We start from the raw sequence: 25,134 nt of genomic DNA, 5'->3' as shown, positions 1-25,134 counted from the left end.
ATATTCACCTGTCAGCTTCATTTCTTATTTTCTTCTGAAGAAGCATAATTCCATAAGTCAGAGCTTCCGGTGTTGGAGGACAGCCTGGTACATACACATCTACGGGTACAACCCTGTCAACTCCAAGAACAACAGAATATCCCTGATTGTATGGGCCACCCTGAGTGACGCACGCTCCCATTGCTATGACATATTTTGGATATGGCATTTCATCATATAGTCTCCTTAACCTTGGAGCCATTTTTTTCGTCACGGTTCCTGAAACTATCATAAGATCTGACTGTCTTGGGGAATTCCTGAAAACCTCGCTTCCAAATCTTGATATGTCAAGTCTGGACGCCTGAACTGCCATCATCTCAATGGCGCAGCAGGCAAGCCCAAAAGTTAATGGCCATATGGAATTGCTTCTGCTCCATTCCATAGCCTTTTCCAGCGTAGTAGTCAGGAAACCTGCATCTCCGGTCTTCATCTTAACCACCTCATATAACCCTTCCTGAATGCATAATATACAGAAAATATGGGCATCAGGATAAATATTATTGTTTCAATAAATGGAAACAAGCCAAGATTTTTGAAATCATAGGCCCATGGAATCAACAGGGCCATATCAACGTCGAAAAGTATGAAAAGCAACACGATAACATAATATTGGACTCTCACTAACCCATTGTATTCACCCCTTGCAACTTCTCCAGATTCATATGGCTCTGTATACCTTGAATTTGGATCTGGTGAACCTTCCCTGGAGAGATTCTTTATAACATCTGAGACTTTTAATTCTGGTCTGAATGGGCCTTTTTTAAGTCTAGAGTGACTTAAGGATGGAAGTACTGTAAACAGAAGAAACATGCCCAGTGCAAGTAAAACCAGGGCAATCAATGGAGGTATATATCCGTAAAGTGACACGATGAGATATTTTAGGAAAATATTTAAGTGTTGTTTTGAAAATATTATTTTTTCAGTCTTTTTATTATACCAAGAAGAATGGATGGATCAACGGGTCTGAGAAATTTTTCCCTTAGTTCACTCAATAATGCCCCTAGATTTTTTTGTTCATTAAAATCAGATGAATTGATTGCCTCTTCTATTTCTTTTTCAGAGAGTGGAATGAGATTTCCTCCATCCTTTATTTCATCGAATTTTTTCCCAGATGAAATAAGTTCAAGGGCGAATTCATATGATATCCTTGGAAGATTCATATCTCTGCAATACTCCACTATCCTTTGAACATCCATAATATGGAACCTGATACCCCTTTTCTTCTCAATTTCAGGAATTGTCTGTATTAAGAGTCTTGCCAATATCTTACCATTGTTTTCGTCTCCAAACTTTTCAACAAAAGAAAATTGACCTGTTTTAATTAAGGTCTCTGCATCCTGTGGAGAAATTTTAAGATTAGTGGTCATTCTTGAAATCCTTTCCTCCTTTAGCAAAATATCATACCTTTTTTTCACTTTAGATGAAACTATTGCTTCAACATCTGTTTCAGGATACATTCTTGATGATCCTGAAAGTGGTCTCATATACCTTGTATTTCCCTCATCATCAGCAGCTCTGGTCTCTGAAAAATCCAAACTCAGTATCTTCTCACTTCTTTCATTTATTATATTCTCCAAGATTTGAAATTTTTCCATTTCTGCCCCTATGAGAAGAAAAGCATCATTTTCTTTTCCATCCAAATATTCCATAATTTTTTTGCTATCAATATCCGTTAAACCGTATGCTGGGATTTCGTCGCTGTGGATCATACCCATGATTCCAAACTGTTTCAAGGCATCAGCAATCTCACGTCCAATTCTAAATTCGCCTTTTTTAAGCAAACCACTTGCATTTTTTAACAGTCCTCCAAAAATTCTCTCACCCTTTTCTAGATGCCTTAGGAGAACTCTGGAATTTGTGGTAACGAAAAGATTGGTAACATCTATCAATTCCAATTTGCTGTAGCCACCCCTTTCCTTCCATATTTTTACAGCCTCTGCAAGTTTTTTCTCCCTTGATATTTCCCTCTCAATTACATCACCTATGAGGGACAGCTTACTGACACCTTTTATCTCAACCCTTCCATATCCCAAAGAAACGTTAACGTCCTGTCTTATGGCATCGGCCCCTTTCCTTAATAGACCTGAGGATAATATCATATCTCCGATAAATTCAGCAACTCTTATGGCCTCTTTCGCATTTTCAATATCTGGAGCTGTAGATATTTCAATCAAAGGTATTCCCAACCTTTCCAGAGAATATTCGACAGTCTCTTCATTTTCTCCAATTTTTCTGCAGGCATCTTCTTCTAAGCATACTGTTTGTATTCCAATTCTTCTACTATCAATATCTATCCAGCCTCCCATGCCAATAAGTCCAGTCCTCTGAAATCCAGAAGTATTGGAGCCATCCACCACAACTTTCCTCATGAATATAATCTTATCCGGCACATCAGAATGAACTTTCTCTGCCACAGATAATGCAGCGGATAGGGCATTCTCTGAAGGTGAATCAGGTGGTTTTTCATCAGCCTCAACAAGGCATGAATTTGTTGTCACCCTGTATGAATATTTCTTTCCCCTTGAAATTTCATATTCAGTTGATATATCAGTTGTCCCCGTTTCACCCTTTGAAACGTGTAAATTTCTTTCGAATTTTCTTTCTTTTTCTATACCTTCATTTTCACATCTACAGAAGAGTTTCCCTGTATTCAGCTGAAGATGAACTTCCAGCCCTATTTTCAATTTCTCCATCATATCCCCTCTCTCTGAACTATCTCTCCGGAAATGTTGGTTCTCATAATTTCTTCAAATTTCTCCTCTTTGTAGTTTCCAAGAACGTACATTGCCTTCACGTATGCAGTTTCAGGAAGAATATCTCCAAGGTAAATTACCCCGGATTTTTTTAATTCTCTCCCTGTTCTGTATACCAGAGGATCAACCTCACCATAAATACACTGAGTGGTCATAACTATTTTTTTCCCTGAGTCAGTCAGCCTTTTAAAAACAGGTATTAGATTTTCATTAACATTTCCAAGACCTGTTCCCATTATTATTGTTGCCTTTTCCTTTTCAATAAAAGTTTCCACAGCCTCTGGTTCGATTCCCGGATAAAAGTAAAGAATTCCTACCCTACTTTCCAGTTTTTGGTCATATTCATTTGATTCATCTGGGGGCCTAAGGCCATCTGACATCTCTTTCAATCCGTCCATATAGTAACCTAATGGTTCTGCACCAATGCTCTTGAATGCATCCCTCCTTGTTGAATGCATTTTTCTTGTTCTCACACCTCTTGTTAGTTGTATCCTCCTATCCGATATGGATTCATGCATTGAAATTCCAATCTCTGAATTTTTTTCAATGGAAAATGAAAGGGCAGCTTCTAGATTTAAATAGGAATCACTGCTTGGTCTGTCCGAACTTCTCTGTGAACCAGTAAAAACAATTGATCCTTTCCTCTTTTTTATTAAAAATGAAAGCGCTGCTGCTGAATATGACATTGTATCTGTTCCGTGGGAAATCACAACACCAGTATTTTCATTAAGTTTTTCTGAAACCGTTTTTGCCATTCTTATCCAGTGTTCCGGTTGAATATTTTCGCTAAGAATACTTGAAAAATCATAAACTTCTATTGAGTAATTTTTTTTAATGTATGGATTGCTCTCTGCGATTTCTCTTATATCCATGGATGGAAAAACTGCTCCTGACGAATAGTCAACTCTGCTCGTTATGGTCCCGCCAGTTGATATGATGCAAACAGGTTCACCTGAACCATACCTCTCTGGTGATTTAGCCCTTACACCATTTTTTAATATTTTTTCCTCTCTTAAAATTTTTTCAGGTTTTACAATAATGTTGTAGCCATTCTTTAGTTTGACATTCAAAAGTTCTCCTTCCTGTGAAATCTTTAACCCTGTTATTTCTTTTCCTTTCCATATGAATGTGATGATCTCCTGAACTTCAGATATTTCATTCATGGTTTCCGGATTGTGGATTAAAATAAATTGTTTTATTAAATTTTAAGGTTTTTCAATATTTCTTTTGCAATTATGACTCTCTGTATTTGATTGGTTCCTTCATATATCTGAGTTATTTTAGCATCCCTAAAGTGCCTCTCAGCATCCAGATCAGTTGTGTATCCATATCCACCAAATAATTGAAGACTCTTTTCGGCCACTTCCAAAGCCACATCTGATGCATACATCTTTGCCATTGACGACTCCATAATACAGGCTTGATGTTTATCCCACATCTCTGCACTTTCATATGTCAGAAGTGTTGCAGCTTTCAATTTTGTTGCCATATCTGCTATCATAAATTGAATTCCCTGAAAATCTGAAATGGGTTTTCCAAACTGCTTCCTCTCCTTTATGTAGTTTATGGCCTCTTCAAAAGCTGCTTTTCCTATACCTAGGGCTTGGGCAGCAATTCCTATCCTTCCTGCATCCAGGGTCTCCATAACAACCTTAAAACCCTCATTCATTTTTCCAACTAGGTTCTCCTCAGGAACTATTGCATTTTCAAAAACAAGTTCAACAGTGGAAGATCCCCTAAGTCCCATTTTTTTTATGTCTTTGCTAATCCTGAATCCTGGGGTATTAGCATCCACAACTATTGTGCTGATGCCCTTATGCCCTTTACCTGGGTCAGTTACAACATCAACAACAAAGAATTTTGCAAGCCTCCCATTAGAAATAAATATCTTTGAACCATTTATTATAAATTCTCCATTCTTAAGTTCTGCCCTTGTTTTTATTGCAGCAGCATCGCTTCCAGCTCCTGGTTCAGTTAATGCCAGACCTCCAACAGCTCCTTTTGCCACCTCAGTCAGGTATTTTTTCTTAAGGTTTTCTGATCCAAACATCAATATAGGTTCAGCAAAAAGTGTTAAAGCTCCATCCAGAACAAGAGAGGTACTTGGACAGGCCTTTGAAAGTTCCTCTATCACATGCATCAGAAAACTGAAGCTCATTCCTATTCCTCCATATTCTTTAGGAATGTATGATGCAAAAAGACCAAGTTCTCTCATTCTGTTTATTATCTTTTCCGGCACTTCCTCTTTCAGATCTATTTCCCTTGCAAGTGGTTTAACTTCTTCATTTGCAAATCTTTTTACATATTCAAGAACATCTCTTTCCTCTTCATTCAACTCGTGCATAAATGGTAATTCTCTATAAATACAAATATTTAAGTAATAAGGTTTAGATTTTTTTGATCTCTATACCATCTTTTGCTCTTCTTGAAATTTCTGATAAAATTTCTCCATACATCCCAGATGGAATCTCTAAAACGCAAATCCATTTTCCATCATTTGACCATTCTTCTTTCAATATGTTTCCAAGTCTGTTTATCTCGCCATATAATTTCCCATATAATTCTCCTTCAATTCTGATAGCTATTTTTGTCTTCTCCATTCTTATTGGTATCAAAGGCTTTATCTCTTTCAAAACATAATTTAGCTGTTCATTTATTGGTTTAAAAGGATCTATATGAACCTTTGCCTCTTCCATTGCAGCCTCAATTCTTGAGGGTGGATTCGGTGCATTTGTCTGAGGGTTGAAACCCTCCTTTGCAATGATGTTTATTATTGCTTTTCTCTTGCTCTCCTGCATACGATGCCTCTGCTCCGTCGTAAGCTGGATCTGTCCTTTTTTCACAATTTCGAAAACAATCTCTTCCAGTTTATCAGTCTTGAAGACTTCCTTTATTGAATCCTCTCCAGCCCTCTCACCCTTTTTTGCATCTTTAAATACAGTTTCACTTGCAATATCCTTTTCAAGGTCCAGCTTTCCCTCTCTTATTTTCTCTATGGCATCAGGATCAACCAGAATTTCAAATTTGTGACCAGCATGCTCGTATCTTGCAATAATGGCATCATCCAGCTTAACCATAACATGTTAATGTATGCAATAAGATAATTTTTAGTATTTTTAATTTAAAAAATTTTGACTACAAAAATTAAATATTTGTGCCATAAGGTCATATTATTATATGGAAATACAATAACCAGAGCAGTTGCGGAGGTTGTCGAGTCAGGTTAAAGGCGATGGATTTAGGGTCCATTCCCGCAGGGGTTCGCCGGTTCGAATCCGGCCCTCCGCATTTTTAAATAAGTCTATTTGTCCTGAAATTAAAAATTGAATTTTTAATTACTTTCAAAAATCATAAATGGTGAGCTTTTTATTTGGATGAATATGAGAATCATAGATAGAAAGAAAAACCTGTTAAAAATTAGGGATCTCAAGATCTATCTTATCCTAAAACGTTTGAACAATATCATAAGGATGATTTAGGAAGAAATAGGTCAAAGGAGTTCTTCAGGAATCACATTTATGTGTTTCTAAATTTTTAAGTGCATATGAGTAGATAACAAATTTTAACCATCCTAATTTCCAAAATCTTGTGAATAAAATTCTCTGAGAAATAATAATATTGTTTGATATCAAAAGATAAGCAAATATATTACATATTTAAATGTTAAAAACATCCAATATGGTTACAAGCATAATTTGAAATTGAACTAACCGGCTCTATCTTTTAATTATTTTAAAATTGAAAAAGTTATAACTTCACTTTGACCATTAAATTAAGAAATTAAATAATAAATTCTCTTCTTACATTTTAATGTGTTTTAAGCCATTCTGTAATAATATTCACAGCCTCACTGTCCAGCTGCGTTTTATCAGAATTATATTGAGAGGCCGCAATTTCTGCAGAAATATTCTCTACGTTAAATTCAACGTGTTTCAAAACATGATCAGCATTTTCCGGGTATTCAAATTCAACTGTACCTTTATGAGAAAGTGCTGTTTCAAGCAATTTTCCATCTTGTTTCCAGTTTACCTGAATGTCCTTCTTTCCTATTACTATTAACACAGATTCTTTAATTTTTTTTAATTGTTTTATCAAAGAATAGTTCCAGAGCTCTCTTGAGAACGGTAAATTGTAAGGATTTTCAAGGGAGTAGAGCATAAGTTTTACATTTTTCGGTAATGAATTTTTTATTTCCATCTTTTTTCCTTTTAAAAATTGATCTATAGCACTATCATAATCTTTCATAATTTCATTAGGATCTTTAAGTGATTTGATCTGTGAAAGTAACTGGCTTCTTGCAACATCTGCAATAGATTTTCCAGATACTCCTATTAACACCAAAGCTTTAAATTTTGGGCTAAATTTACTAAGCTGGTAGTTAACCGCATGAATACCGCCCTCACTGTTAGCCACTGCGTATATCCTTTCTTCTATAACATTTGCATGTGATATAATGGATGTCATTGCTCCCGCTATCTCTTCTACATGAGTTTCCATACTTAATTTTCCTGCAAACTTTGAAAGATTTTCCTTTAAATGAGGACCAGAAGTCATTTTATCATATCTGAGTGTTACAAAGCCTTCCTCAGCAAGTTTTTGCGCCAAAAGCTTTCCACTTCCGTTTTTGCCAGACAAAAGGGGTGAGCACCAATCCCTATCAGTTGGTCCACTGCCAGCAATTAAAATAATCCCAGGATGATATAGATTGTCATCTGGATACAAAAGACTTCCAAAGATTTCAATGCCTCGAACCTCCCAACATACTTCTTTGGAAACTATTTTATTCATAGACATAACGTATTAATATAAATCATATAGTAATAATTTTTCTTATTAAAAAAGGATTATTTTGATTTCACTTTATAATTATTTATTAAGAACTAAATTTTAAATAAAAATCTTAGCTGGTTAATGAATCTTAAAAAATTTTTTCCATTTTATGATTAAAAACGAATTATAAAAAAGATTGATTTTGAAGTATTTTTCATAAAAATGAAAAAAACTTTAATACACTTCTCTGATTTCAGTCTGATCTTTCTTAAAATGATTATGGGTGATACTGATCAATACAGCAAAAATAATCAAAAAACTTATGGAAAACAAAACTGTACTTTTTTTTGGGCCCGCCTGGCTTGCCATGATGTCAGATATGGATGTTTCATCATATATAGGTGCGGCACAAACAGGGGCATTGTTTGGTTATGGATTAATATGGTATTTAATTCTTCTTATCATCCCTCTGTATATTGTACAGGAGCTTGCAGGAAAAATCAGCATAATAGGAAAAGGAGGGCTTGGTACAATTCTTAGAATAAATTATGGAAAGAAAATAGCATCATTAGCATCCTTTCCCATGGCATTAACTGATATGGTTACATATATAATAGAATATCTTGGAATGGCGGTGGGTTTGGAAATTATTGGTATCCCAATAATCGTTTCAATTCCAATTATTTATGCAATTCACATATTGATTGTAACAGGAAGGAACTATAGGGAGTCTGAGAAGATCCTCATAATGATATCAATAATTTTATCTATTGCACTTTGTTCATCCCTTTTTCTTAGAGGTTTAATGCCATTAAATAGTAAGAATGGAAACCCACTTCTTTTTGAAAACACATCATCCTATTTTCTTATTTTTGCTGCAGATCTTGGTGCTGTAATAATGCCTTTTATGTTATTCTTCCAGGCATCTGCCACAGGGAAAAAACTAAATGATCTTAAATTAAAAAACATAGAAATTTCAACAGATAGAGCATTAAAGATGATGAAAAGGGAAACACTGATTGGTGCAATGGTTACAGAGATGTTAATGGTGGTTGCAGAGATGGCATTCACAGGAATTTCAAGTGCATCCAGATTATCGCTCTTCTCCAATCCTTATTATCTTGGAAAGGTTTTAACTCCAGTAGCGGGAAAACTTTCCCCTTATATTCTTAGCATTGGATTAATTTCTACAGGTTTCCTTGCATTGATCACAATTTCACTTGGAAGCGCATGGGGTGTAGGAGAAGCCCTTGATTTGCCCCAAAAATATTACTGGATCATCTATACAGTTGAGAGTTTACCTGCTATTATTATAGTGATCTCTATAAATCCATCTCTTCTGATAAATTATGTTTTGTATCTTCTCGTATTCTTTGTTTTTGCTCTTATTACTCCAATGGTAATGATGTTTTATATAGGGAAAAATGAAAATATAATGGGAGCATATTCGATGAAAAAATGGGAACAATTTTTATATATTTTCATACTAGTGGCAATTATTTCAATGGGAATCCTGGGTGTAATCCTCTGATTTTAATTTCGATGATAAAAATCTAAAATAATTTTATTTAACAATTTCCTCATAATTAGTATAATATACCAGATTTAAATATTAAATATTATGTTTTGTTCAAAATGTGGTTCCCTGATAAATAAAAACGCAGACGGAAAATTTGTGTGCCCTAACTGTGGTAATGAAGAGAAGAAAAAGAAAAACACATCTCAAAATAAAATAGTGACACAAACAACTGTAAAGGAAGTTCTTGTTATAAAATCCGATGATCATGTTGAGCCCCTGGATTCAGAAGCAGTATGTCCTAAATGCAACCATGTTGGAGCATATTATGTGCTGAAACAGACAAGGGCTGCTGATGAACCAGAGACCGCCATTTACACGTGTGAGGCTTGCGGACACAGATGGAGGGAATACTGAAACATGGTTCTTGAAAACCTTGGAAGTTCATTGAGAGAAGCACTGAGAAAGATAAGTGGTGCAGGATACATAGATGAAGATGTATTAAAAGAAGTTTTGAAGGACATACAGCGTGCTCTTCTTAAGGCTGATGTAAATGTTAGATTAACATTAAATTTATCGAGAAAAATTCAGGAAAGAGCAAAGAATGAAAAACCACCTGCTGGAATGTCTCCTCAGGATTACATCCTGAAAATTGTTTACGAGGAGCTTCTTTCAATTTTAGGTCAGGAATCAAGATTAAAAATATCACCACAGACAATAATGCTGGTAGGTCTTTACGGACAGGGAAAAACAACAACCGCAGGGAAACTGGCCAGGTTTTTTCAAAAAAAAGGATTGTCCACATTACTGATTGCCTGTGATGTCCACAGACCTGCTGCTTATGAGCAGTTGAAAACTGTTGCAGAGCAGAGTGAGGCTATTTTTTTCGGAATTAAAGGAGAAAAAAATCCGCTGAAAATATACAGGGAGGCAATTAAAGAACATGGTGATGTTCCGGTTAAGATTGTTGATACAAGTGGAAGGGATTCCCTGAGTGAAGATCTCTTAAAGGAAATAAGGGATTTAAAAAGCGAAGTTAACCCTGATGAAACATTGCTCATTATGGATGCAACAGTTGGTCAGCAGGCGGGACCTCAGGCAGAGGCCATTAACAAATCCACAAAAATTTCTGGAGTTATAATCACAAAGATGGATGGTACCGGAAAAGGAGGGGGTGCGCTGAGTGCTGTTGCTGAGGTTGGAGCACCCGTCTACATGATAGGAACTGGTGAACATCTGGATGATTTTGAAATATTTAATCCGAAGAAATTCCTGCAGAGACTTCTGGGAATGGGTGATCCAGAGGCATTGCTTGAACTTGCAAAGGACATTGAAGTGGACGAAAAGAAAACAGAGGAAACACTTTCAAAAATAATGACAGGAAAATTCAATTTGATGGACATGTATGATATCTGGGAAAAATTCTCCAAACCATCCATCATTAAAAAGCTTTTCAGCGCATTACCTGTGGCAAAGCTTCCCGGGAATGCAGCCTCGGCACTTGATCCAGAAAAAGCTCAGGAAAAAATTTCCAGGTACCGTGTTATAATGGACTCAATGACATATTATGAGATGGAAAATCCTGATGAAATAAATTCAAAGAGAATCAAGAGAATAGCAATGGGATCAGGAACATCAGAACAGGATGTGAGAAACCTACTTAAAGAATATAGGGCAATGAGAGATAATGCAAAAATGATGTCAAGCAACAGGGCATTGAAAAAAATGCTCAAAAATCAGATGGCTGGAAAGGATATAATGAAAGATCTTGAAAATTTAAGTCAATAAATTGGTATTTTTTTTAATATTGCCTCGAACGGATCAGAATTTTCAATACCTTTAATATAATCAGTATAAAGATTATGAAGTTCAGTCATATTTTTCAATCCTTTAATAGATTGAGATGTTGAGAGAATGGAAAAATCCATACAAAAAGCTGCAGAATTTCCAAGATAGTTTGTGGTTCCAACCATGTTACCTAAAATAAAAATGTTTTCAGATGTTTCTGGAATACAGGTGTGCAGATCTCTCCTGTAACCATAACTGTAAACGCAGTTGTCACAATTAATATATTGTGTTGACAATCTCACTATCTTACCATTTCCGTACCCTTCAACATTAATATGATCAGTCTGAAAATAAACCAAAATTTTTCTCTCTGAATTTTTAGATGGGCAGTAGCATATTTTTCCAGAAACAGTTTTTCTTTCGCATTTTTCATGGTGTTTGATGTATTCAGAGTAGGGATTTCCATCACCAATCAAAACAAAATCGTAACCTCCATATACGGAGTTGTTTGTCTGAAGTTTTATCCTACCCTCACCCTCTATTATTTTTTCAATTTTTGTCTTTGTATAGAATTTTGAAAACTTCATCCTTGCCCATTGATTTCTCAAAAACTTTTCCCTATCTATTATGTAAATTGGATCATCCTCAGGAATCCTGTAACTGTACATTTGATTATCCACAACCAATTCAATATCATTTACAATTGATATTAAATCATTTTTGGGATCAAATCTTTCTGAAATTTGACTTTTCCTTATAAATAGAGTGCTCTCGGGGGGATACGCAAGATCCTGGGATTTTTCAAAAATATCGAATGGCACACCATTTTTAGAAAGTTCATAAGCCGCTGCAAGAGAGCTGATTCCTGAACCTATAATTGCAGTTTTTCTCACTGAAATGTGATGCAATATTTATTTATAATCATGAATGTTTTCACAATGGCAGTATGAAAAAAGATGACGCAGTTTTCATAGTAAAAAAGATCGAAGAAGTTGCTCCCGATCATCATTTTGAATTTAGGGAACCATTCTGGGTGATGATCAACACAATGCTTTCTCACAGAACTAAGGACGAGGTAACAGACAATGCAGGCAGGGCTCTTTATGAAAAATACAGGGATGCAAAGGGACTGTCAAAGGCAAATTATGATGACGTTTTAAAAATAATAGATAAGGTAGGTTTCAAAACTGTGAAAGCAGCAAGAATTATTGAGGCTGCAAAAATAATTATTGAAAAGTTTGGGGGGGAGGTTCCAAAATATAGGGAACAACTTATGGAGATACCTGGTATAGGAAGAAAGACAGCAAACGTTGTGCTTGCTGACGGTTTTGGAATACCGGCAATCGCTGTTGACACACATGTGATGAGAATAAGTATAAGAACAGGATTGAGCAAAAATAAAGATCCGGACATGATTGAGCAGGACCTCATGAAACTTATTCCTGAGGATTTATGGCTTCAATTAAACACAAGATTTGTTGAGTTTGGAAAGTCCGTCTGCAGACCGGTTGGGCCAAAATGTAATGAGTGTCCTGTATCCTTTAAATGTAATTATGGTAGAAAGCACACAGGAAATAAAGGTTAGTTTTTTTAATACGGGAAGAATTGAGCCCCATGACTTTAACACTCATAACCGGTGCTTTTGGGCAGGTTGGAACTGAAATTCTGGATTATCTTCTGGCATCAATTGATACAGATATTATTGCAACGGACATTAATGTGAAGGGAAAGAATTTTGAAAATGAAAGGGTGACTGTGGATTATCTTGATGTGAAAGACAGGGTTGCAGTGAATACCGTAATGAAAAAATACAAACCGGATTATGTTTTTCATCTTGCTGCAATATTGTCGGCATCAGGAGAAAAAAATCCAATTCTTGCATATGACGTAAATCTAACTGGCACATTGAATGTACTTAACGGTGCCGCGGAATTAAATACCAGACGTGTTTTTGTCCCCTCCACTATTGGTATTTACGGCCCTGAAATAAGAAAGGATAAGGCTCCTCAGGAGAACTGCTCAATTCCAAGGACAATGTACGGCATAACAAAATACTCTTCAGAAATGCTTTTCCTCTATTTTGCAGAAAAGTTTTCACTTGATGTGAGAAGCATTAGATACCCCGGACTGATAAGTTACAAAACGCCCCCAACTGCTGGAACCACAGATTATGCCGTTGATATGATAATGCATGCTGCAAGGGGAGAAAATTACAAATGTTATTTGAAAGGTGATACAAGGCTTCCCATGATGTATATGGAAGACGCAATGTCATCAACAATGAAACTATTCTTTTCAAATTCAGAAAAAATTAAAAAAGGGTACAGCTACAATATAATGTCATATTCAATAACTCCAAAGGAACTTCAGGATGAACTTCGTGAAATTTTCCCCAATTTTAAGGTTGAATATGAGCCTGATTACAGGCAACAAATCGCAGAAAGCTGGCCCGAATCAATTGATATACGGCAGGCAGAAAATGACTGGGGTTTTAAGCCTCAATACGATCTAAAGAAAACTGTCAGAGACTTTATTTCTAATGTTTAGGCATTATCTGTTTACCAGCGATAATTCCACTACGCATCTGTTTGTTCCCTCTGAAAACTTTTCCTTTATCACAATGTTATCCTCGCCCACCTTCTTGATTATGTCACGATCGAGAACGCCACAGATTATATCTCCCCTGTTCTTTGCTAACTCATAAAATATACAATTATATCTGATGATCCTCGCAATATCCCCTTCAACTTCAATCTTTGCATGATAACCAAGATTGTTAAGTATTTCTATAAAATTTTGAAGTTTTCTTATTTTATCATCTCTTGTATCAGCAGGGCCAATTGTTTCAGCGTTAATTAGTCTGTCAGCTATCTTTGAAAGCATCATATTCATGCCTGTGTCCCCATAATCCTTAATGAACTGATCAAGGAAGAGTGAAAGTAGTTCTGCATATTTTTTTGGGAAAAGCTGCATACCCTTTACTGTAATCTCATACTGTTTTGTGGGCCTTCCTGCCTTCTCTTTTTGAAAGAAAGCCCTCACATATCCGTTTTTCTCCAGTGAATTAAGATGCTGGATTATTGCCGTTTTGTTAAGTTGAAATTTTTCAGAAAGATAACCTACACTCTTCGGTCCATCCGCAAGTTCTTCTATTATTTTAGTTCTTGCTTCACCCAGAAGTGGTGAGACTGTTATACTTTCTTCCATGATCCATTATAATCAGGAACTATATTAATTTGTTCAATTTAGACATAAAAAAATGTTTAAATAAGTTAAAAGTATTAACCTCTATGCCATTACTTGAAATAAAGAATCTTTCAGCAAACGTGGGAGAAAAGAAAATACTGAATGGTGTAGATCTCACGGTAAGGGGTGGAGAAATACATGCATTGATGGGACCAAACGGGGCTGGTAAAAGTACACTGGGAAATGTTCTGATAGGCCATCCCAACTATACAATTGAGGGTGGTAAAATCATCCTGGATGGAATCGATCTTACCGATAAAACACCTGAGGAAAGAGCAAGAGCCGGGTTGTTCCTGGCATTTCAGAGTCCAATTGCAATACCAGGTGTAAAAATATCAACATTTTTGAGGAGTGCTTACAAACAGCTACACCCTGAAGATAAGAGAACAATAACACAATTTTATGATGATGTCAAGAAACATCTTAAAAAAGTTGGGCTGGACGAATCCTTCCTTTCAAGGTCTGTAAATGATGGTTTTTCCGGTGGAGAGAGAAAGAGATTTGAAATATTGCAGATGGCAATATTCCAGCCAAAGATTGTTGTACTTGACGAAATAGATTCCGGACTTGATGTTGATGCATTGAAACTTGTTGCTGACGAAATAAGGGATTATTTTGGTGAGCAGGTAGGTTTCATAATAATAACACACTATCAGAGAATATTGAAAAATATAGATCCTCATTTCGTTCACGTACTGGTGAATGGAAAGATCGTGAAAAATGGTGACAAATCTCTTGCGCTTAAGATTGAAGATGAAGGATATGATTGGATAAAGGAGTGATGAAAATGCAAAATGTAACTAAGGAAGAGGAAATAGAAAAGCTTCTGGATAGCTTAAAGAATGTGAATAGCTCTGACTGGGAATTCAGGGACAGCTTCAACCCTGTTTATTCAACAGGCAGGGGTCTGACCAGGCAGGTGGTAGAGGAGATTTCAGAAATTAAGAAAGAACCTGACTGGATGAGAAGATTAAGATTGAAAGCACTGGAAGTTTTCCAGTCAAAGCCCATGCCAAATTGGGGGCCTGACTTATCAGGCATAGACTGGGAAAACACCACATATTATAACAAACCTGATGACAGGAAATCGAACAATTGGGATGACGTTCCCGATCAGATAAAGGATACTTTCAAGAAACTGGGTATCCCTGAAATGGAACAGAAATATCTTGCCGGATCAGTTGCACAGTATGAAAGTGAAGGAGTTTATCATTCACTGAAGAAAGTGTGGGAAGATAAAGGAGTTCTTTTCATGGATCTTGATTCAGCCGTAAAGAAATATCCTGATCTTGTTAAGAATTATTTCTGTAAGGCTGTTCCTTTTACAGACAACAAATTTGCTGCTCTTAATGGTGCAGTATGGAGCGGTGGCTCATTCCTTTATGTTCCAAAGGGAGTTCATATTGATCTCCCATTGCAGACATATTTCAGAATGAATAATGAAAGCACAGGTCAGTTTGAACACACAATTGTGGTTGGAGATGAAGGTTCATCCCTACACTACATTGAAGGATGCACTGCTCCAAGATGGGACAAGGATTCATTGCACAGTGCAATTGTTGAGATCTATGCACATAAGAATTCAAATGTAAGATATACAAGTGTTCAGAACTGGTCAAAGAGTGTTTACAACATGCCTACAAAGAGGGCATGGGTTGACGAAAACGCAAGGATGGAGTGGGTCGGTGGGTCACTCGGTTCAAAGGTTACAATGATCTACCCGTCTTCATATCTAAGAGGACCTTACGCTTCAACCTCAAATCTTAACATTTCTCTTGCAAGCCCAGGCACAATAAAGGACACAGGTGCTAAGGCAATTCACATGGCACCGCACACAACATCAAAAATAATTGCAAAGAGCATAAGCATTGAGGATGGAAAGGCTATTTACAGGGGACTTCTAAGAATGAACAAAGGTGCAACAGACGCAAAATCAAAGGTTCAGTGCGATGCGCTTCTAATAAATTCTGAATCCCAGTCTTATACATTCCCATACGATGAAATATACGAACCAACAGCAACATTCTCACATGAGGCAAGTGTTGGAAAAATAGGTACAGAGGAACTTACATATCTGAGATCAAGGGGTCTTTCTGAGGATGAGGCAAGTTCAATGATAGTTCTTGGCTTCATGGATGATGTGATGAAGGAGATACCCATGGAGTTTGCAATTGAGATGAACAGGCTTGTCAAACTTGAGATGGGAAAACTTGGGGCAGTCGGATGATAAAATGGAAGAATTTCATGACATTTTAAAAAGTAAATTGAATGATCCTGCTTACGATTTCAGGCAGGAATCATACCTTTCATTTCTCAAAATACCTCCAAGGAATTACAGGGAAAGTCCAACCACAAAGGACTACATAGACATAAATGAAAATGACATTCTGAAAATGTCATCATCAATTTATGAGGACAATATAATGGACCATCAAGAAGGATATGACATCATTATACACAATGGATTCATAAAAATTAACGCCACCAATGGAGTATCTGTAAGAAATCTTCAGGATGCATATAAGGAAAGAATGAACCCTGTACTTTACAAAATTGGAAAGTCAAGAGAGGAAATGCTAATAAATGCATCATGGACTTCAGGCTCATATGTATGTATTCCGGAAAATTACTCAGGAAATCTCAGATTACTTTTAGAAAATGATTCTAAGGCTTCAGGAGCTGAAAAGCATGTAATAAACATAGGAAAATTCAGCAATGTCAACATAGAGATGACAGTTTTGAGCAACGGAGCCTCTGATGAAAACTCAATTCAGGGAAAGTCAATTTATATCAACATGGAGAGAGGATCAACAATGGAATTCAATTATCTTCAGGATAAGGGAAAAAACATTTCTGATTTAACATATGTGAGAACATATATGGAAGATGATTGCACAGCAAAATTGTTTCACATAAATCATGGAGGAAGATCCGTAATATTTCAAACTGATTCCGAGCAATATGGAATCAATTCAGATTACAGGGTATTTGGTGCAAGTTTCAGTTCAGGGACTCAGAGGATAGATATAAGGGACAGCAGTTTGCAGATAGGGAGGTCAACATCAGCAGATATTCAGGTAAGGGGCGTGGTCACAGGTAAAAGTCTTACAATTCACAGAGGCAACGTTGAGATAGAATTTGAAAGTCAGGAATCAACAGGTTTTTACGATTCAAAAATTCTCCTTCTTTCAAAAGAGGGATATGCAAATTCAAAGCCAGGTCTGATGATAAAAAACAGCAACACAAGGTCAAAACATGGATCAGCCATTAGCAGTGTTGATGAGGATCAACTTGTTTACCTTGAGAGCAGAGGTATAGAAAGAAAAGAGGCAATGAAAATGATAACTTCAGGTTTCATAGAATCACTTCTTGAAAAAAGCAGAAATCAGAAGTTCAAAGAAATTGTAACAAATTATGCCGAGTCTTTAGAAGTATGATAGAATGTTGAAAACTGAAGAAATAAAACAACATTTTCCAATTTTTGAAAAGTTTGAGAAAGAAGGTATAATTTACCTTGATAGTGCAGCAACGGCACAGAAACCGAAAGAGGTTATTGAGGAGATAGAAAGATTTTATACAGATTACTGCAGCAATGTACACAGGGGCGTTTACAGAATAGGGGAAATTGCAACTGATAAATATAACAAGGCAAGAGAGAAGGTTTCCAGATTCATAAACGCATCCAGTGAATCGGAAATAATTTTTACAAGAAATACGACGGAAGCCATAAATCTGATGGCAAATATAACAACTGAGAAAATGGGGAGAGATGATGAGGTTCTGATCTCATCAATGGAACATCATTCAAACATTGTTCCCTGGCAGATACTACAATCAAAGGGGAGATGCAGAATTAAAATACTGGAAAAAAAACATGATCAAATAATAAGGGCTGATGACATACTAAATAATATAAATGAAAAGACGAGGATAGTTTCATTAACACATGTTTCTAACATTTTCGGCTCTATCAATGATCTAAATGAAGTTGGAAATGAACTTCATGACCGGGGTATACTATTCATGGTAGATGGAGCACAGTCTGTTCCTCACATGCCTGTAAACGTGAGAAAAATAAATTGCGATTTCCTTGCATTTTCCGGGCACAAGATGTGCGGGCCATCAGGAATAGGAGTTCTTTATGGTAAAAGGGAGTTACTTGAAGAATTACCTCCCTATATGGGAGGGGGTGAGATGATTAGGGAGGTCTACGACGATCATTTCACAGCTGCGGATATACCTGAAAAATATGAAGCAGGAACTCCAAACATAGAGGGTGCAATAGGTCTGGGAGCTGCAGTTGATTTCCTGTCAAAAATTGGAATGGATAACATAAGGGAACATGAAAAGGAAATAGTGCGGTATTTTATAAAAAGATTGGATGAATTGAGAGAAAATTCCCTTGAGGTATACGGTCCGAGAGATTCTGAAATAAAGGGGGCAGTTTTCACATTCACCATAGGGAGAAAGGGTGAAAGGGAGATCCATCCACATGATATTTCATATATGATGGATAAGATATCAGGAATAGAAATAAGATCAGGTCATCACTGTGCTATGCCTGCAACCATAAGGTTGGGAAAGTATGCTACGGCAAGAGCATCATTCTATATCTACAATGACAGAAACGATGTTGATAAACTGTTTGAAACAATTGAGGATATGAAGGTGAGGGTGAGAATTTGAAGGACGATTTTCTTTACAGTGAGATAATTGATATGCATTACAGAGAACCGCAGAATGTAGGGAGAATAGAGAATCCAGACAGTGAAATATTTGAAACAAACCCGACTTGCGGAGATACAATAGTTATTGACCTTGTCATAAGGAATGGAAGGATAGAGGACATCAAGTATGTGGCGGAAGGATGCATGATATCTGTTGCCTCTGCCTCAATTCTTTCCGAAAAGGTAAAGGGAGAAAAGATTGATGAAATCCTCAGAATGAAAAAGAGCGATGTACTTGGCTGGTTGGGAATAAGGTTGGGTCCAGCAAGAGAAAAATGTGCACTCATCAGTTATGATGCCTTAATTAAGGCTATTAAAAAACAGAATAAATAAAATAATTTTGAACAATTACAATCCATGATACTTGGTGAATTTACTTATTATCCAATAGGGAATGGTACATCAGCTGCACCCTATATTAAAAAGGCGATTGAGAAAATAAGAAGTCTTGGATACAGAATTTATCCCGGTAGCATGTCAACAGTGATAGAATGTGAGACCATTGACGATATATTTAAGGCGGTAAAAGCTGGTGAGGAGGAAATCATTTCAATGGGAATAGGCAGGGTTGAGACTATCCTTAAAATTGATCACAGGCTTGACGAGGAAAATTCTGTAAGAAAAAAACTGGAGAAAATAGGTATTCACCAGTGAACCTTTAATTGTTTTGAAGCCCTTACATCGTCAGCCCTTTTTATGCTAAGGTTTACTGGAAGTTTTTCCAATTCTTCCTCAGGGGTATTTATGGCGCTTTTTATGAGGTCAGCAAATTGATCCAGATCTTCCTTGCTTGCATCCTCTGTTGGTTCAATCATCATAGCCTCTTTTATGATTAAGGGGAAATAAATTGTTGGGGAATGAACACCATGATCTATGAGATATTTTGCAATATTCAATGCCTTTCTTCCAGTATTTTTTGTGGATGCAACAAACTCATGTTTTTTCAGTCCATTTTTAATTTCCAGATCTTTTTCAAGAAGTTTTGCCAGATAGTTTGAATTTACTACTGCTCGAAGAGTGTTATCAAGAAGTCCATTTTCCCCCTTCACTTTAATGTATGCCCAGGCCCTCATAAGATTTACAAATGTTCCATAAAAACCTGAAACCCTCCCAATACTCTTGGGATAATTTTCTCTGACAATGTATTTTTCATTCTCTTTCTCTATTCTTGGGCTTGGTAAATAAGGAGAAAGGAAGGATCTGACTGCTATTGGGCCTGATCCTGGACCTCCACCTCCGTGGGGGGTTGCAAACGTTTTATGAAGATTAAAGTGAACCATATCGAATCCCATCTTTCCTGGATTTGTTACTCCAAGAATGGCATTGAAATTCGCACCATCATAATAAAGAAGGGCACCTGCCTTATGAACCATCTCTGATATTTTATCTATGCTCTTTTCAAATATACCGATGGTGTTCGGATTTGTTATCATAAAGACAGCTGTTCTATCACTAAGTGCGTATTTTAAAGCATCAAGATTCACTGTCCCATCTTCATTTGACTCTATCTCAGTGACATCAAATCCTGCCATGGCAGCTGAGGCCGGATTGGTTCCATGTGCTGAATCTGGAACTATAACCTCCTTTCTGTTCATCTTCCCAGTATCCTCTAGATATTTTCTGGCAACAAGAAGTGCAGTATACTCACCCTGTGCACCTGCCATAGGTTGAAGGCTTACATCATCCATTCCAGAAATTTTCATGAGTAGCTGTTTAAGTTCGTAAAGTATCATTAGATTACCTTGTGTACTGTTCCAGTGAGAAAGGGGGTGAAATCCAACAAGACCACTATCACGGCTCAACTCATCAGCATATTTTGGATTATATTTCATTGTACATGATCCAAGTGGGTAGAAACCGGTATCAACACCAAAATTCATCTGGGATAGTCTAACATAATGCCTCACAACATCATTCTCACTTATATCTGGAAGTTTAAGATTTTCTCTTTTCAGTTCTTCATCAATTTTTATATTGAGATCTTCAAGATCAGGGGCATAAAATGTATTCCCAGAATTATACTCATTTAGATTTTTTTCATCATATGTTGCCTGATGATAGGACATTCAAATCACCTCAAGTGCTTTTTTCAATTTTTCCATCTCATCTTCCGTATTTTTTTCTGTACAGGCAAAAAAGGAATTTCCTCTTTCTTTATTTCCGATGGCATATTCTGCAGGGTATCCGCCAAGGATCCCATTTTCATTGAGTTTTTCAAAGACTTTCCAGCAATCATTTTCACTCTTCAATATAAAATCCGAGAAGAAGAGTTTGCTATCATATAATTCCTTAAATTTCCCATCTTTAATCATAGTATTGATGGCAGATCTAACATTATTAATGCTTTTTTCCGCAACATATTTCAATCCTTTTACACCCACTGTTCCCAAATAAACTGATGCACCCAATGCAAGTAAAGCCTGATTTGTGCATATATTGCTCATTGCCTTATCTCTCCTTATGTGCTGTTCCCTGGTCTGAAGAGTCATTACATATGCTCTTTTTCCATCACGGTCAAGAGTTTCACCAATTAGTCTTCCAGGGGATTTTCTAACATAATCATTCTTGAAAGAAAAAAGTCCGATGGTTGGACCACCAAAGTTCATTGGAAGCCCAAGTGACTGACCTTCCCCCACTGCTATATCAGCATTATATTCACCGGGAGCCTTAATAATTGAAAGGGAGACAGGATCATAGTAGGCAATGTGTATTGCATCCTTTTTTATTTCCCTCACCTTGAATACATTCTTGTCCATGAGGCCATAGCAGTTCGGATTGTAAGTCAATATTGCACAGGTTTTTTCTCCTACAAGTGAGTTCAACATATCCATATCCAGAAGGCCATCCGGTCCAAGAGGATATTTAATTATTTTTAAGGGCAATCCTGTTATGTATGTGTTGAGGACGTCAAGATGATTCTTCCATATATTTTCCGGGACGAGTATCTCTTCCTTTCCATTTATCCTGTAAGCCATTCTGCAAGCTTCACCTATTGCTGAAGGGCCATCATACATTGAAGAATTGGTAACATCCATTGAGGTTAGATCACATATAAGGCTCTGAAATTCAAAAAGTGTTCTCAACATGCCCTGTGATATTTCTGCCTGATATGGAGTATAGGAGGTTATGAATTCATTTCTGTAAATTATGTTCATTACAGAGGCTGGAACATTTCTGTTGTATATGCCAAGGCCTAAAAATATTGATAATTTTCTGTTTTTTTCCTTAATTTTATCAATAAGTGAATATATCCCGAATTCTCCAATTCCTTTACCTATTCCCAAAGCATTTAGCAAAAATTTGTCAGGGATATCTTTAAACAAATCCATTGGGTCTTTTAATCCAAGAATATTAAGTTCCTTCTCAAGGTCTGCGTTATGCATCAATGTGTCAGTCAATATGACTATTTAAGGAATTTTCATAATTCTTTTTTCATAAAGGCGGTTATTGATCAATATATGATAACATAATATTAGCAACTTTGAAAACATTTAATTTCATATTTATGTTTTCATATTATGAAGGTCATAATACAAAATTCCAGTTTAAAGGAAATATGTGACGCAGTGGAGAGTATAACAAATGAGGCACGATTTGATTTTGATAAAGATGGACTTTATATAAAAGCGATAGACAGTGCTAGAATAGCACTTGTTGACCTTAAAGTTGACAAGGAGTATTTTGTAATGTATGATGTTAACGAACGAAAGGAAATAGCTATGGATGTATCAAAGCTGAAGGGCATACTAAGGCTGGGATCATCCACTGAAAATCTTACACTTTCAACGGGAAACGATGAACAATTAAAGAAATTGATCGTGACAATAGGAAAGATTGAGAGGGAGATGAGTCTTCTGGATTCTGTGGTGCCACCGTCAAAATTGCCATCAATCACTGCTGAAAATTATGTGAATATAAAGAAGTCTGACTTTGAGAGGATATTAAGGGCGGCGAACGATGTGAGGGATGCAATTAAACTCCATATAACTTTCAACAAATTCCTTGCTGAAGCGGAATCAAGTTCCGACAAGGTAAGATATGAAGAAAAAGCACCGGACATAGAAATATCATCTTCAGGAGAGGCAGTTAGTAGTTATCCACTAGATTACCTGGTAAAGATAATCAGATCAATTAGTGGTACAGAAAGAGTAAAAATATCATTTAATTCAAACTATCCTGCAATAATAGAATTTCCTGAAAAGGAACATTGGTCAATAAAATACTATTTGGCTCCAAGAATGGAGTAAAGCATCATAACGGGCGCGAGGGGATTCGGACCCCTGATCTACAGCTTAGGAGGCTGTTGCCATATCCAGACTAGGCCACGCGCCCTCTAATACTACATATCAAATTTGTTATTTACTTTTTTTATAAATGAATTTACCTGTTTTCCTCACGAAGTTCTCTCTTTAGTACTTTACCAACAATATTCCTTGGGAGGCTGTCACGAAACTCTATTATTCTCGGCACCTTATATACCGCCAATCTCTGTGCACAGAAAGACTTAATTTCATCCTCTGACATTTTAACTCCCTGCTTCAAAACTATTACGGCCTTAACTGTCTCACCCCTGTGTATATCTTTTACTCCAACTACTGCAACATCGTCTACCTTTGGATGCTGGAATATTACCTCTTCTACCTCCCTGGGATATATGTTATATCCACCTGCAATTATAAGATCTTTTGTCCTATCCACAATGTGTACGTACCCATCCTTATCTATGAGTGCAACGTCTCCTGTGTGCAGCCATCCATCCTCCATCACCAGCTTGGTCTCATCTACACTGTTAAGATATCCGAGCATTACCTGTGGACCTTTAACGATTAGTTCTCCAGGCTTATCTATTCCCAATTCTTCTCCAGTTTCAATATCAACAATTTTCAGATGAGTTGAAGGGATTGGAAATCCCACTGTACCTTTTCTTCTTGATTTAGGGTCCACAGGTGTAGCACAAACAACAGGAGATGCCTCGGTTAATCCATAACCCTCCAGAATACTCGCGTTTGACCTCGAGGTAAATTCAGTTTCAATTTCCTCTGGCAATGGAGCTGCTCCAGACAGCAACAAGGAAACGCCCTTCAGACTGTTCTGTTTTAGATGCTTGCTTTTTAACATAGAATGGTACATGGTAGGAATTCCGGGAAAAACTATATTTTTGTGTTTTTCAATTGATTTTAGAACCCTCTCTGAATCCCTGGGGTCAGGCAAAATTATCATGGTTGTTCCGTAAAATAATGGCATCAAAAAGGCCGTCATCATACCGTAAACGTGGAAAAATGGTATTGCAGATAAAAAAATGAGTTTCCCCTTTATATTTTCTGGTAGCCAGCTATCCAGTTGATAAACATTAGATACGAGATTGTAGTGGGAAAGGAGGGCACCCTTTGGTTTTCCAGTGGTTCCGCCGGTATACTGTATTACGGCAGGTGTTACCCTTGGTTTTATTATTGCCTCTTTAGTCTCTTTTCCTTCATATTTGTCAAGATCCAGTTTTACCACATTATTATTTTCGCTTATCTTATAACTTTGACCTTTTATTTTCCTGGATAATGAAAAAATAGAGCCCACAAATCCAGGTAGAAAATCCTGTATTCTTGTAAATATTATCTTTTTAATTGTTATTGGGTATAATGTACTAATCTTTTCATAAAAGTCTTCCAAAATTATTAAAACGTTGCATCCAGAGTCTTCCATTTCATATTTTACTTCATAGGATGTATATAGGGGGTTGACTTGAACCACAATTGCCCCAATTTTCATAGCAGCCATAAACAGTATAACATATTGAGGAGAATTTGGGAGCATAATTCCAATTCTATCTCCCTCTTTTACATTGTTATCAATAAGAAATGCAGCTGCCTTATTCACATACCTGTTAAGTTCGTCGTAATTAATTTTTTTACCTATGAAGTTTATTGCAACATTTTTTTCTGATTTTTCCAAGGTTTTCTTAAAAAGTTGGTATAATGATATCTCCGGTATTTCCAATTCTCTTTTTACATATTCTGGATAATTTTTTTCCCATAACCTTTCAAAATTATTTTCATTTTCCATATAACATGAGTTATAACGTATATTAAAATAAATTTATTTGATTTGTTTGTTATATATAAAATAAGAATGAATGAAATTTTGCATTACTAAAAAATTTTATGATAGTATCCCAAATCTTGTGTAAGAACAAATGAAATAACTCCATCAACAATGGATAAATTTCATGAAACATAAAAGGATGCCTCCTAAGAACAACCCAAGGAGGCAATGAATAATGGAAGAGTTTGATAAAAAGATA

At 36.4% G+C, this 25,134-nt stretch carries 24 protein-coding genes and 2 tRNA genes; 13 read left to right on the top strand and 13 right to left on the bottom strand.

Going from position 1 to position 25,134, the window contains the following annotated elements; all coding sequences use genetic code 11:
• Positions 1-4: 4 nt before the first annotated feature.
• From ACNF4Z_RS01370 to ACNF4Z_RS01345, 6 genes are read right to left on the bottom strand one after another with little or no spacing between them, the layout of a single operon-like run.
• Positions 5-469, bottom strand: a complete 465-nt coding sequence (locus ACNF4Z_RS01370) for an NADH-quinone oxidoreductase subunit B (RefSeq protein WP_458327449.1) — start codon at positions 467-469, stop codon at positions 5-7.
• Entirely contained in the window at positions 466-906 is a 441-nt protein-coding gene (gene ndhC / locus ACNF4Z_RS01365) for an NADH-quinone oxidoreductase subunit A (protein WP_458327448.1), read from the bottom strand. The genes ACNF4Z_RS01370 and ndhC overlap by 4 nt, the downstream gene beginning before the upstream one ends.
• 44 nt (positions 907-950) lie before the next feature.
• A complete protein-coding gene (gene gatE, locus ACNF4Z_RS01360) occupies positions 951-2,732 on the bottom strand; it encodes a Glu-tRNA(Gln) amidotransferase subunit GatE (protein WP_458327447.1) in 1,782 nt (593 codons plus the stop codon).
• Positions 2,732-3,955, bottom strand: coding sequence for a Glu-tRNA(Gln) amidotransferase subunit GatD (gene gatD, locus ACNF4Z_RS01355; protein WP_458327446.1), 1,224 nt, complete (start codon positions 3,953-3,955; stop codon positions 2,732-2,734). The genes gatE and gatD overlap by 1 nt, the downstream gene beginning before the upstream one ends.
• A 35-nt stretch (positions 3,956-3,990) precedes the next feature.
• Positions 3,991-5,136: an acyl-CoA dehydrogenase family protein gene (locus tag ACNF4Z_RS01350; protein WP_458327445.1), complete on the bottom strand. Its 1,146-nt coding sequence runs from the start codon at positions 5,134-5,136 to the stop codon at positions 3,991-3,993.
• A 43-nt stretch (positions 5,137-5,179) separates the two neighbouring features.
• Positions 5,180-5,869 (bottom strand): ribosome assembly factor SBDS, encoded by a 690-nt coding sequence (locus ACNF4Z_RS01345; RefSeq protein WP_458327444.1) that lies wholly within the window; start codon positions 5,867-5,869, stop codon positions 5,180-5,182.
• Between the two features lie 126 nt (positions 5,870-5,995).
• Here ACNF4Z_RS01345 and ACNF4Z_RS01340 point away from each other — a divergent pair.
• Positions 5,996-6,080 (top strand) — tRNA-Leu (locus ACNF4Z_RS01340).
• A gap of 519 nt (positions 6,081-6,599) precedes the next feature.
• On the opposite strand, the gene ACNF4Z_RS01335 is transcribed toward ACNF4Z_RS01340, so the two are convergent.
• Positions 6,600-7,580 (bottom strand): alpha/beta hydrolase family protein, encoded by a 981-nt coding sequence (locus ACNF4Z_RS01335; protein WP_458327443.1) that lies wholly within the window; start codon positions 7,578-7,580, stop codon positions 6,600-6,602.
• Between the two features lie 265 nt (positions 7,581-7,845).
• Here ACNF4Z_RS01335 and ACNF4Z_RS01330 point away from each other — a divergent pair, with 265 nt between their 5' ends.
• The 3 genes from ACNF4Z_RS01330 (at position 7,846) to ACNF4Z_RS01320 (ending at position 10,866) form a co-directional block, all read left to right on the top strand.
• Positions 7,846-9,093 (top strand): divalent metal cation transporter, encoded by a 1,248-nt coding sequence (locus ACNF4Z_RS01330; protein WP_458327442.1) that lies wholly within the window; start codon positions 7,846-7,848, stop codon positions 9,091-9,093.
• A gap of 90 nt (positions 9,094-9,183) precedes the next feature.
• A complete protein-coding gene (locus ACNF4Z_RS01325; RefSeq protein WP_458327441.1) occupies positions 9,184-9,495 on the top strand; it encodes a transcription factor S in 312 nt (103 codons plus the stop codon).
• 3 nt (positions 9,496-9,498) lie between these two features.
• The gene (locus ACNF4Z_RS01320) at positions 9,499-10,866 is read left to right on the top strand and encodes a signal recognition particle protein Srp54 (protein WP_458327440.1); all 1,368 of its coding nucleotides are present in this window, start codon (positions 9,499-9,501) and stop codon (positions 10,864-10,866) included.
• Here ACNF4Z_RS01320 and ACNF4Z_RS01315 read toward each other — a convergent pair.
• A complete protein-coding gene (locus tag ACNF4Z_RS01315) occupies positions 10,860-11,759 on the bottom strand; it encodes an NAD(P)-binding protein (protein WP_458327439.1) in 900 nt (299 codons plus the stop codon). The genes ACNF4Z_RS01320 and ACNF4Z_RS01315 overlap by 7 nt on opposite strands.
• Before the next feature lie 53 nt (positions 11,760-11,812).
• On the opposite strand from ACNF4Z_RS01315, the gene ACNF4Z_RS01310 reads away from it, so the two are divergent.
• Both ACNF4Z_RS01310 and ACNF4Z_RS01305 read left to right on the top strand, forming a co-directional pair.
• On the top strand, positions 11,813-12,451 hold the full coding sequence (locus tag ACNF4Z_RS01310; protein ID WP_458327438.1) for an endonuclease III domain-containing protein: 639 nt from the start codon (positions 11,813-11,815) through the stop codon (positions 12,449-12,451).
• Between the two features lie 29 nt (positions 12,452-12,480).
• Positions 12,481-13,413 (top strand): NAD-dependent epimerase/dehydratase family protein, encoded by a 933-nt coding sequence (locus tag ACNF4Z_RS01305; RefSeq protein ID WP_458327437.1) that lies wholly within the window; start codon positions 12,481-12,483, stop codon positions 13,411-13,413.
• A gap of 3 nt (positions 13,414-13,416) precedes the next feature.
• On the opposite strand, the gene ACNF4Z_RS01300 is transcribed toward ACNF4Z_RS01305, so the two are convergent.
• Positions 13,417-14,073 (bottom strand): helix-turn-helix transcriptional regulator, encoded by a 657-nt coding sequence (locus ACNF4Z_RS01300; protein ID WP_458327436.1) that lies wholly within the window; start codon positions 14,071-14,073, stop codon positions 13,417-13,419.
• Positions 14,074-14,156: 83 nt separating this feature from the next.
• Here ACNF4Z_RS01300 and sufC point away from each other — a divergent pair, with 83 nt between their 5' ends.
• The 6 genes from sufC to ACNF4Z_RS01270 are packed head-to-tail and all read left to right on the top strand — an operon-like array spanning position 14,157 to position 19,493.
• Positions 14,157-14,894 (top strand): Fe-S cluster assembly ATPase SufC, encoded by a 738-nt coding sequence (gene sufC, locus ACNF4Z_RS01295; protein WP_458327435.1) that lies wholly within the window; start codon positions 14,157-14,159, stop codon positions 14,892-14,894.
• 44 nt (positions 14,895-14,938) lie between these two features.
• On the top strand, positions 14,939-16,339 hold the full coding sequence (sufB, locus tag ACNF4Z_RS01290) for a Fe-S cluster assembly protein SufB (RefSeq protein ID WP_458327654.1): 1,401 nt from the start codon (positions 14,939-14,941) through the stop codon (positions 16,337-16,339).
• Positions 16,323-17,549 (top strand): SufD family Fe-S cluster assembly protein, encoded by a 1,227-nt coding sequence (locus ACNF4Z_RS01285; RefSeq protein ID WP_458327434.1) that lies wholly within the window; start codon positions 16,323-16,325, stop codon positions 17,547-17,549. Before sufB ends, ACNF4Z_RS01285 begins: the two co-directional genes overlap by 17 nt.
• 4 nt (positions 17,550-17,553) lie before the next feature.
• Complete coding sequence (locus tag ACNF4Z_RS01280) at positions 17,554-18,798, top strand: cysteine desulfurase (protein WP_458327433.1); 1,245 nt, start codon at positions 17,554-17,556, stop codon at positions 18,796-18,798.
• A complete protein-coding gene (locus ACNF4Z_RS01275) occupies positions 18,795-19,172 on the top strand; it encodes an iron-sulfur cluster assembly scaffold protein (protein ID WP_458327432.1) in 378 nt (125 codons plus the stop codon). Before ACNF4Z_RS01280 ends, ACNF4Z_RS01275 begins: the two co-directional genes overlap by 4 nt.
• 24 nt (positions 19,173-19,196) lie before the next feature.
• On the top strand, positions 19,197-19,493 hold the full coding sequence (locus tag ACNF4Z_RS01270) for an MTH1187 family thiamine-binding protein (protein WP_458327431.1): 297 nt from the start codon (positions 19,197-19,199) through the stop codon (positions 19,491-19,493).
• On the opposite strand, the gene gcvPB is transcribed toward ACNF4Z_RS01270, so the two are convergent.
• Together gcvPB and gcvPA are read right to left on the bottom strand one after the other, a co-directional pair.
• On the bottom strand, positions 19,484-20,905 hold the full coding sequence (gene gcvPB, locus ACNF4Z_RS01265; protein ID WP_458327430.1) for an aminomethyl-transferring glycine dehydrogenase subunit GcvPB: 1,422 nt from the start codon (positions 20,903-20,905) through the stop codon (positions 19,484-19,486). The two genes, ACNF4Z_RS01270 and gcvPB, sit on opposite strands and share 10 nt — an antisense overlap.
• Positions 20,906-22,222, bottom strand: a complete 1,317-nt coding sequence (gcvPA, locus tag ACNF4Z_RS01260) for an aminomethyl-transferring glycine dehydrogenase subunit GcvPA (protein ID WP_458327429.1) — start codon at positions 22,220-22,222, stop codon at positions 20,906-20,908.
• Positions 22,223-22,357: 135 nt separating this feature from the next.
• On the opposite strand from gcvPA, the gene ACNF4Z_RS01255 reads away from it, so the two are divergent.
• Positions 22,358-23,086, top strand: a complete 729-nt coding sequence (locus tag ACNF4Z_RS01255) for a DNA polymerase sliding clamp (protein WP_458327428.1) — start codon at positions 22,358-22,360, stop codon at positions 23,084-23,086.
• A gap of 10 nt (positions 23,087-23,096) precedes the next feature.
• Here the strand turns inward: ACNF4Z_RS01255 and ACNF4Z_RS01250 are convergent.
• Together ACNF4Z_RS01250 and ACNF4Z_RS01245 are read right to left on the bottom strand one after the other, a co-directional pair.
• Positions 23,097-23,171, bottom strand: a tRNA-Arg gene (locus tag ACNF4Z_RS01250).
• 48 nt (positions 23,172-23,219) lie between these two features.
• Positions 23,220-24,896 (bottom strand): long-chain-fatty-acid--CoA ligase, encoded by a 1,677-nt coding sequence (locus ACNF4Z_RS01245; protein WP_458327427.1) that lies wholly within the window; start codon positions 24,894-24,896, stop codon positions 23,220-23,222.
• Positions 24,897-25,134: the final 238 nt, after the last annotated feature.

This window comes from Caldiplasma sukawensis (assembly GCF_052315375.1).
GTDB lineage: Archaea > Thermoplasmatota > Thermoplasmata > Thermoplasmatales > Thermoplasmataceae > Cuniculiplasma.
This window is presented reverse-complemented; position numbering and strand designations above follow the sequence as displayed.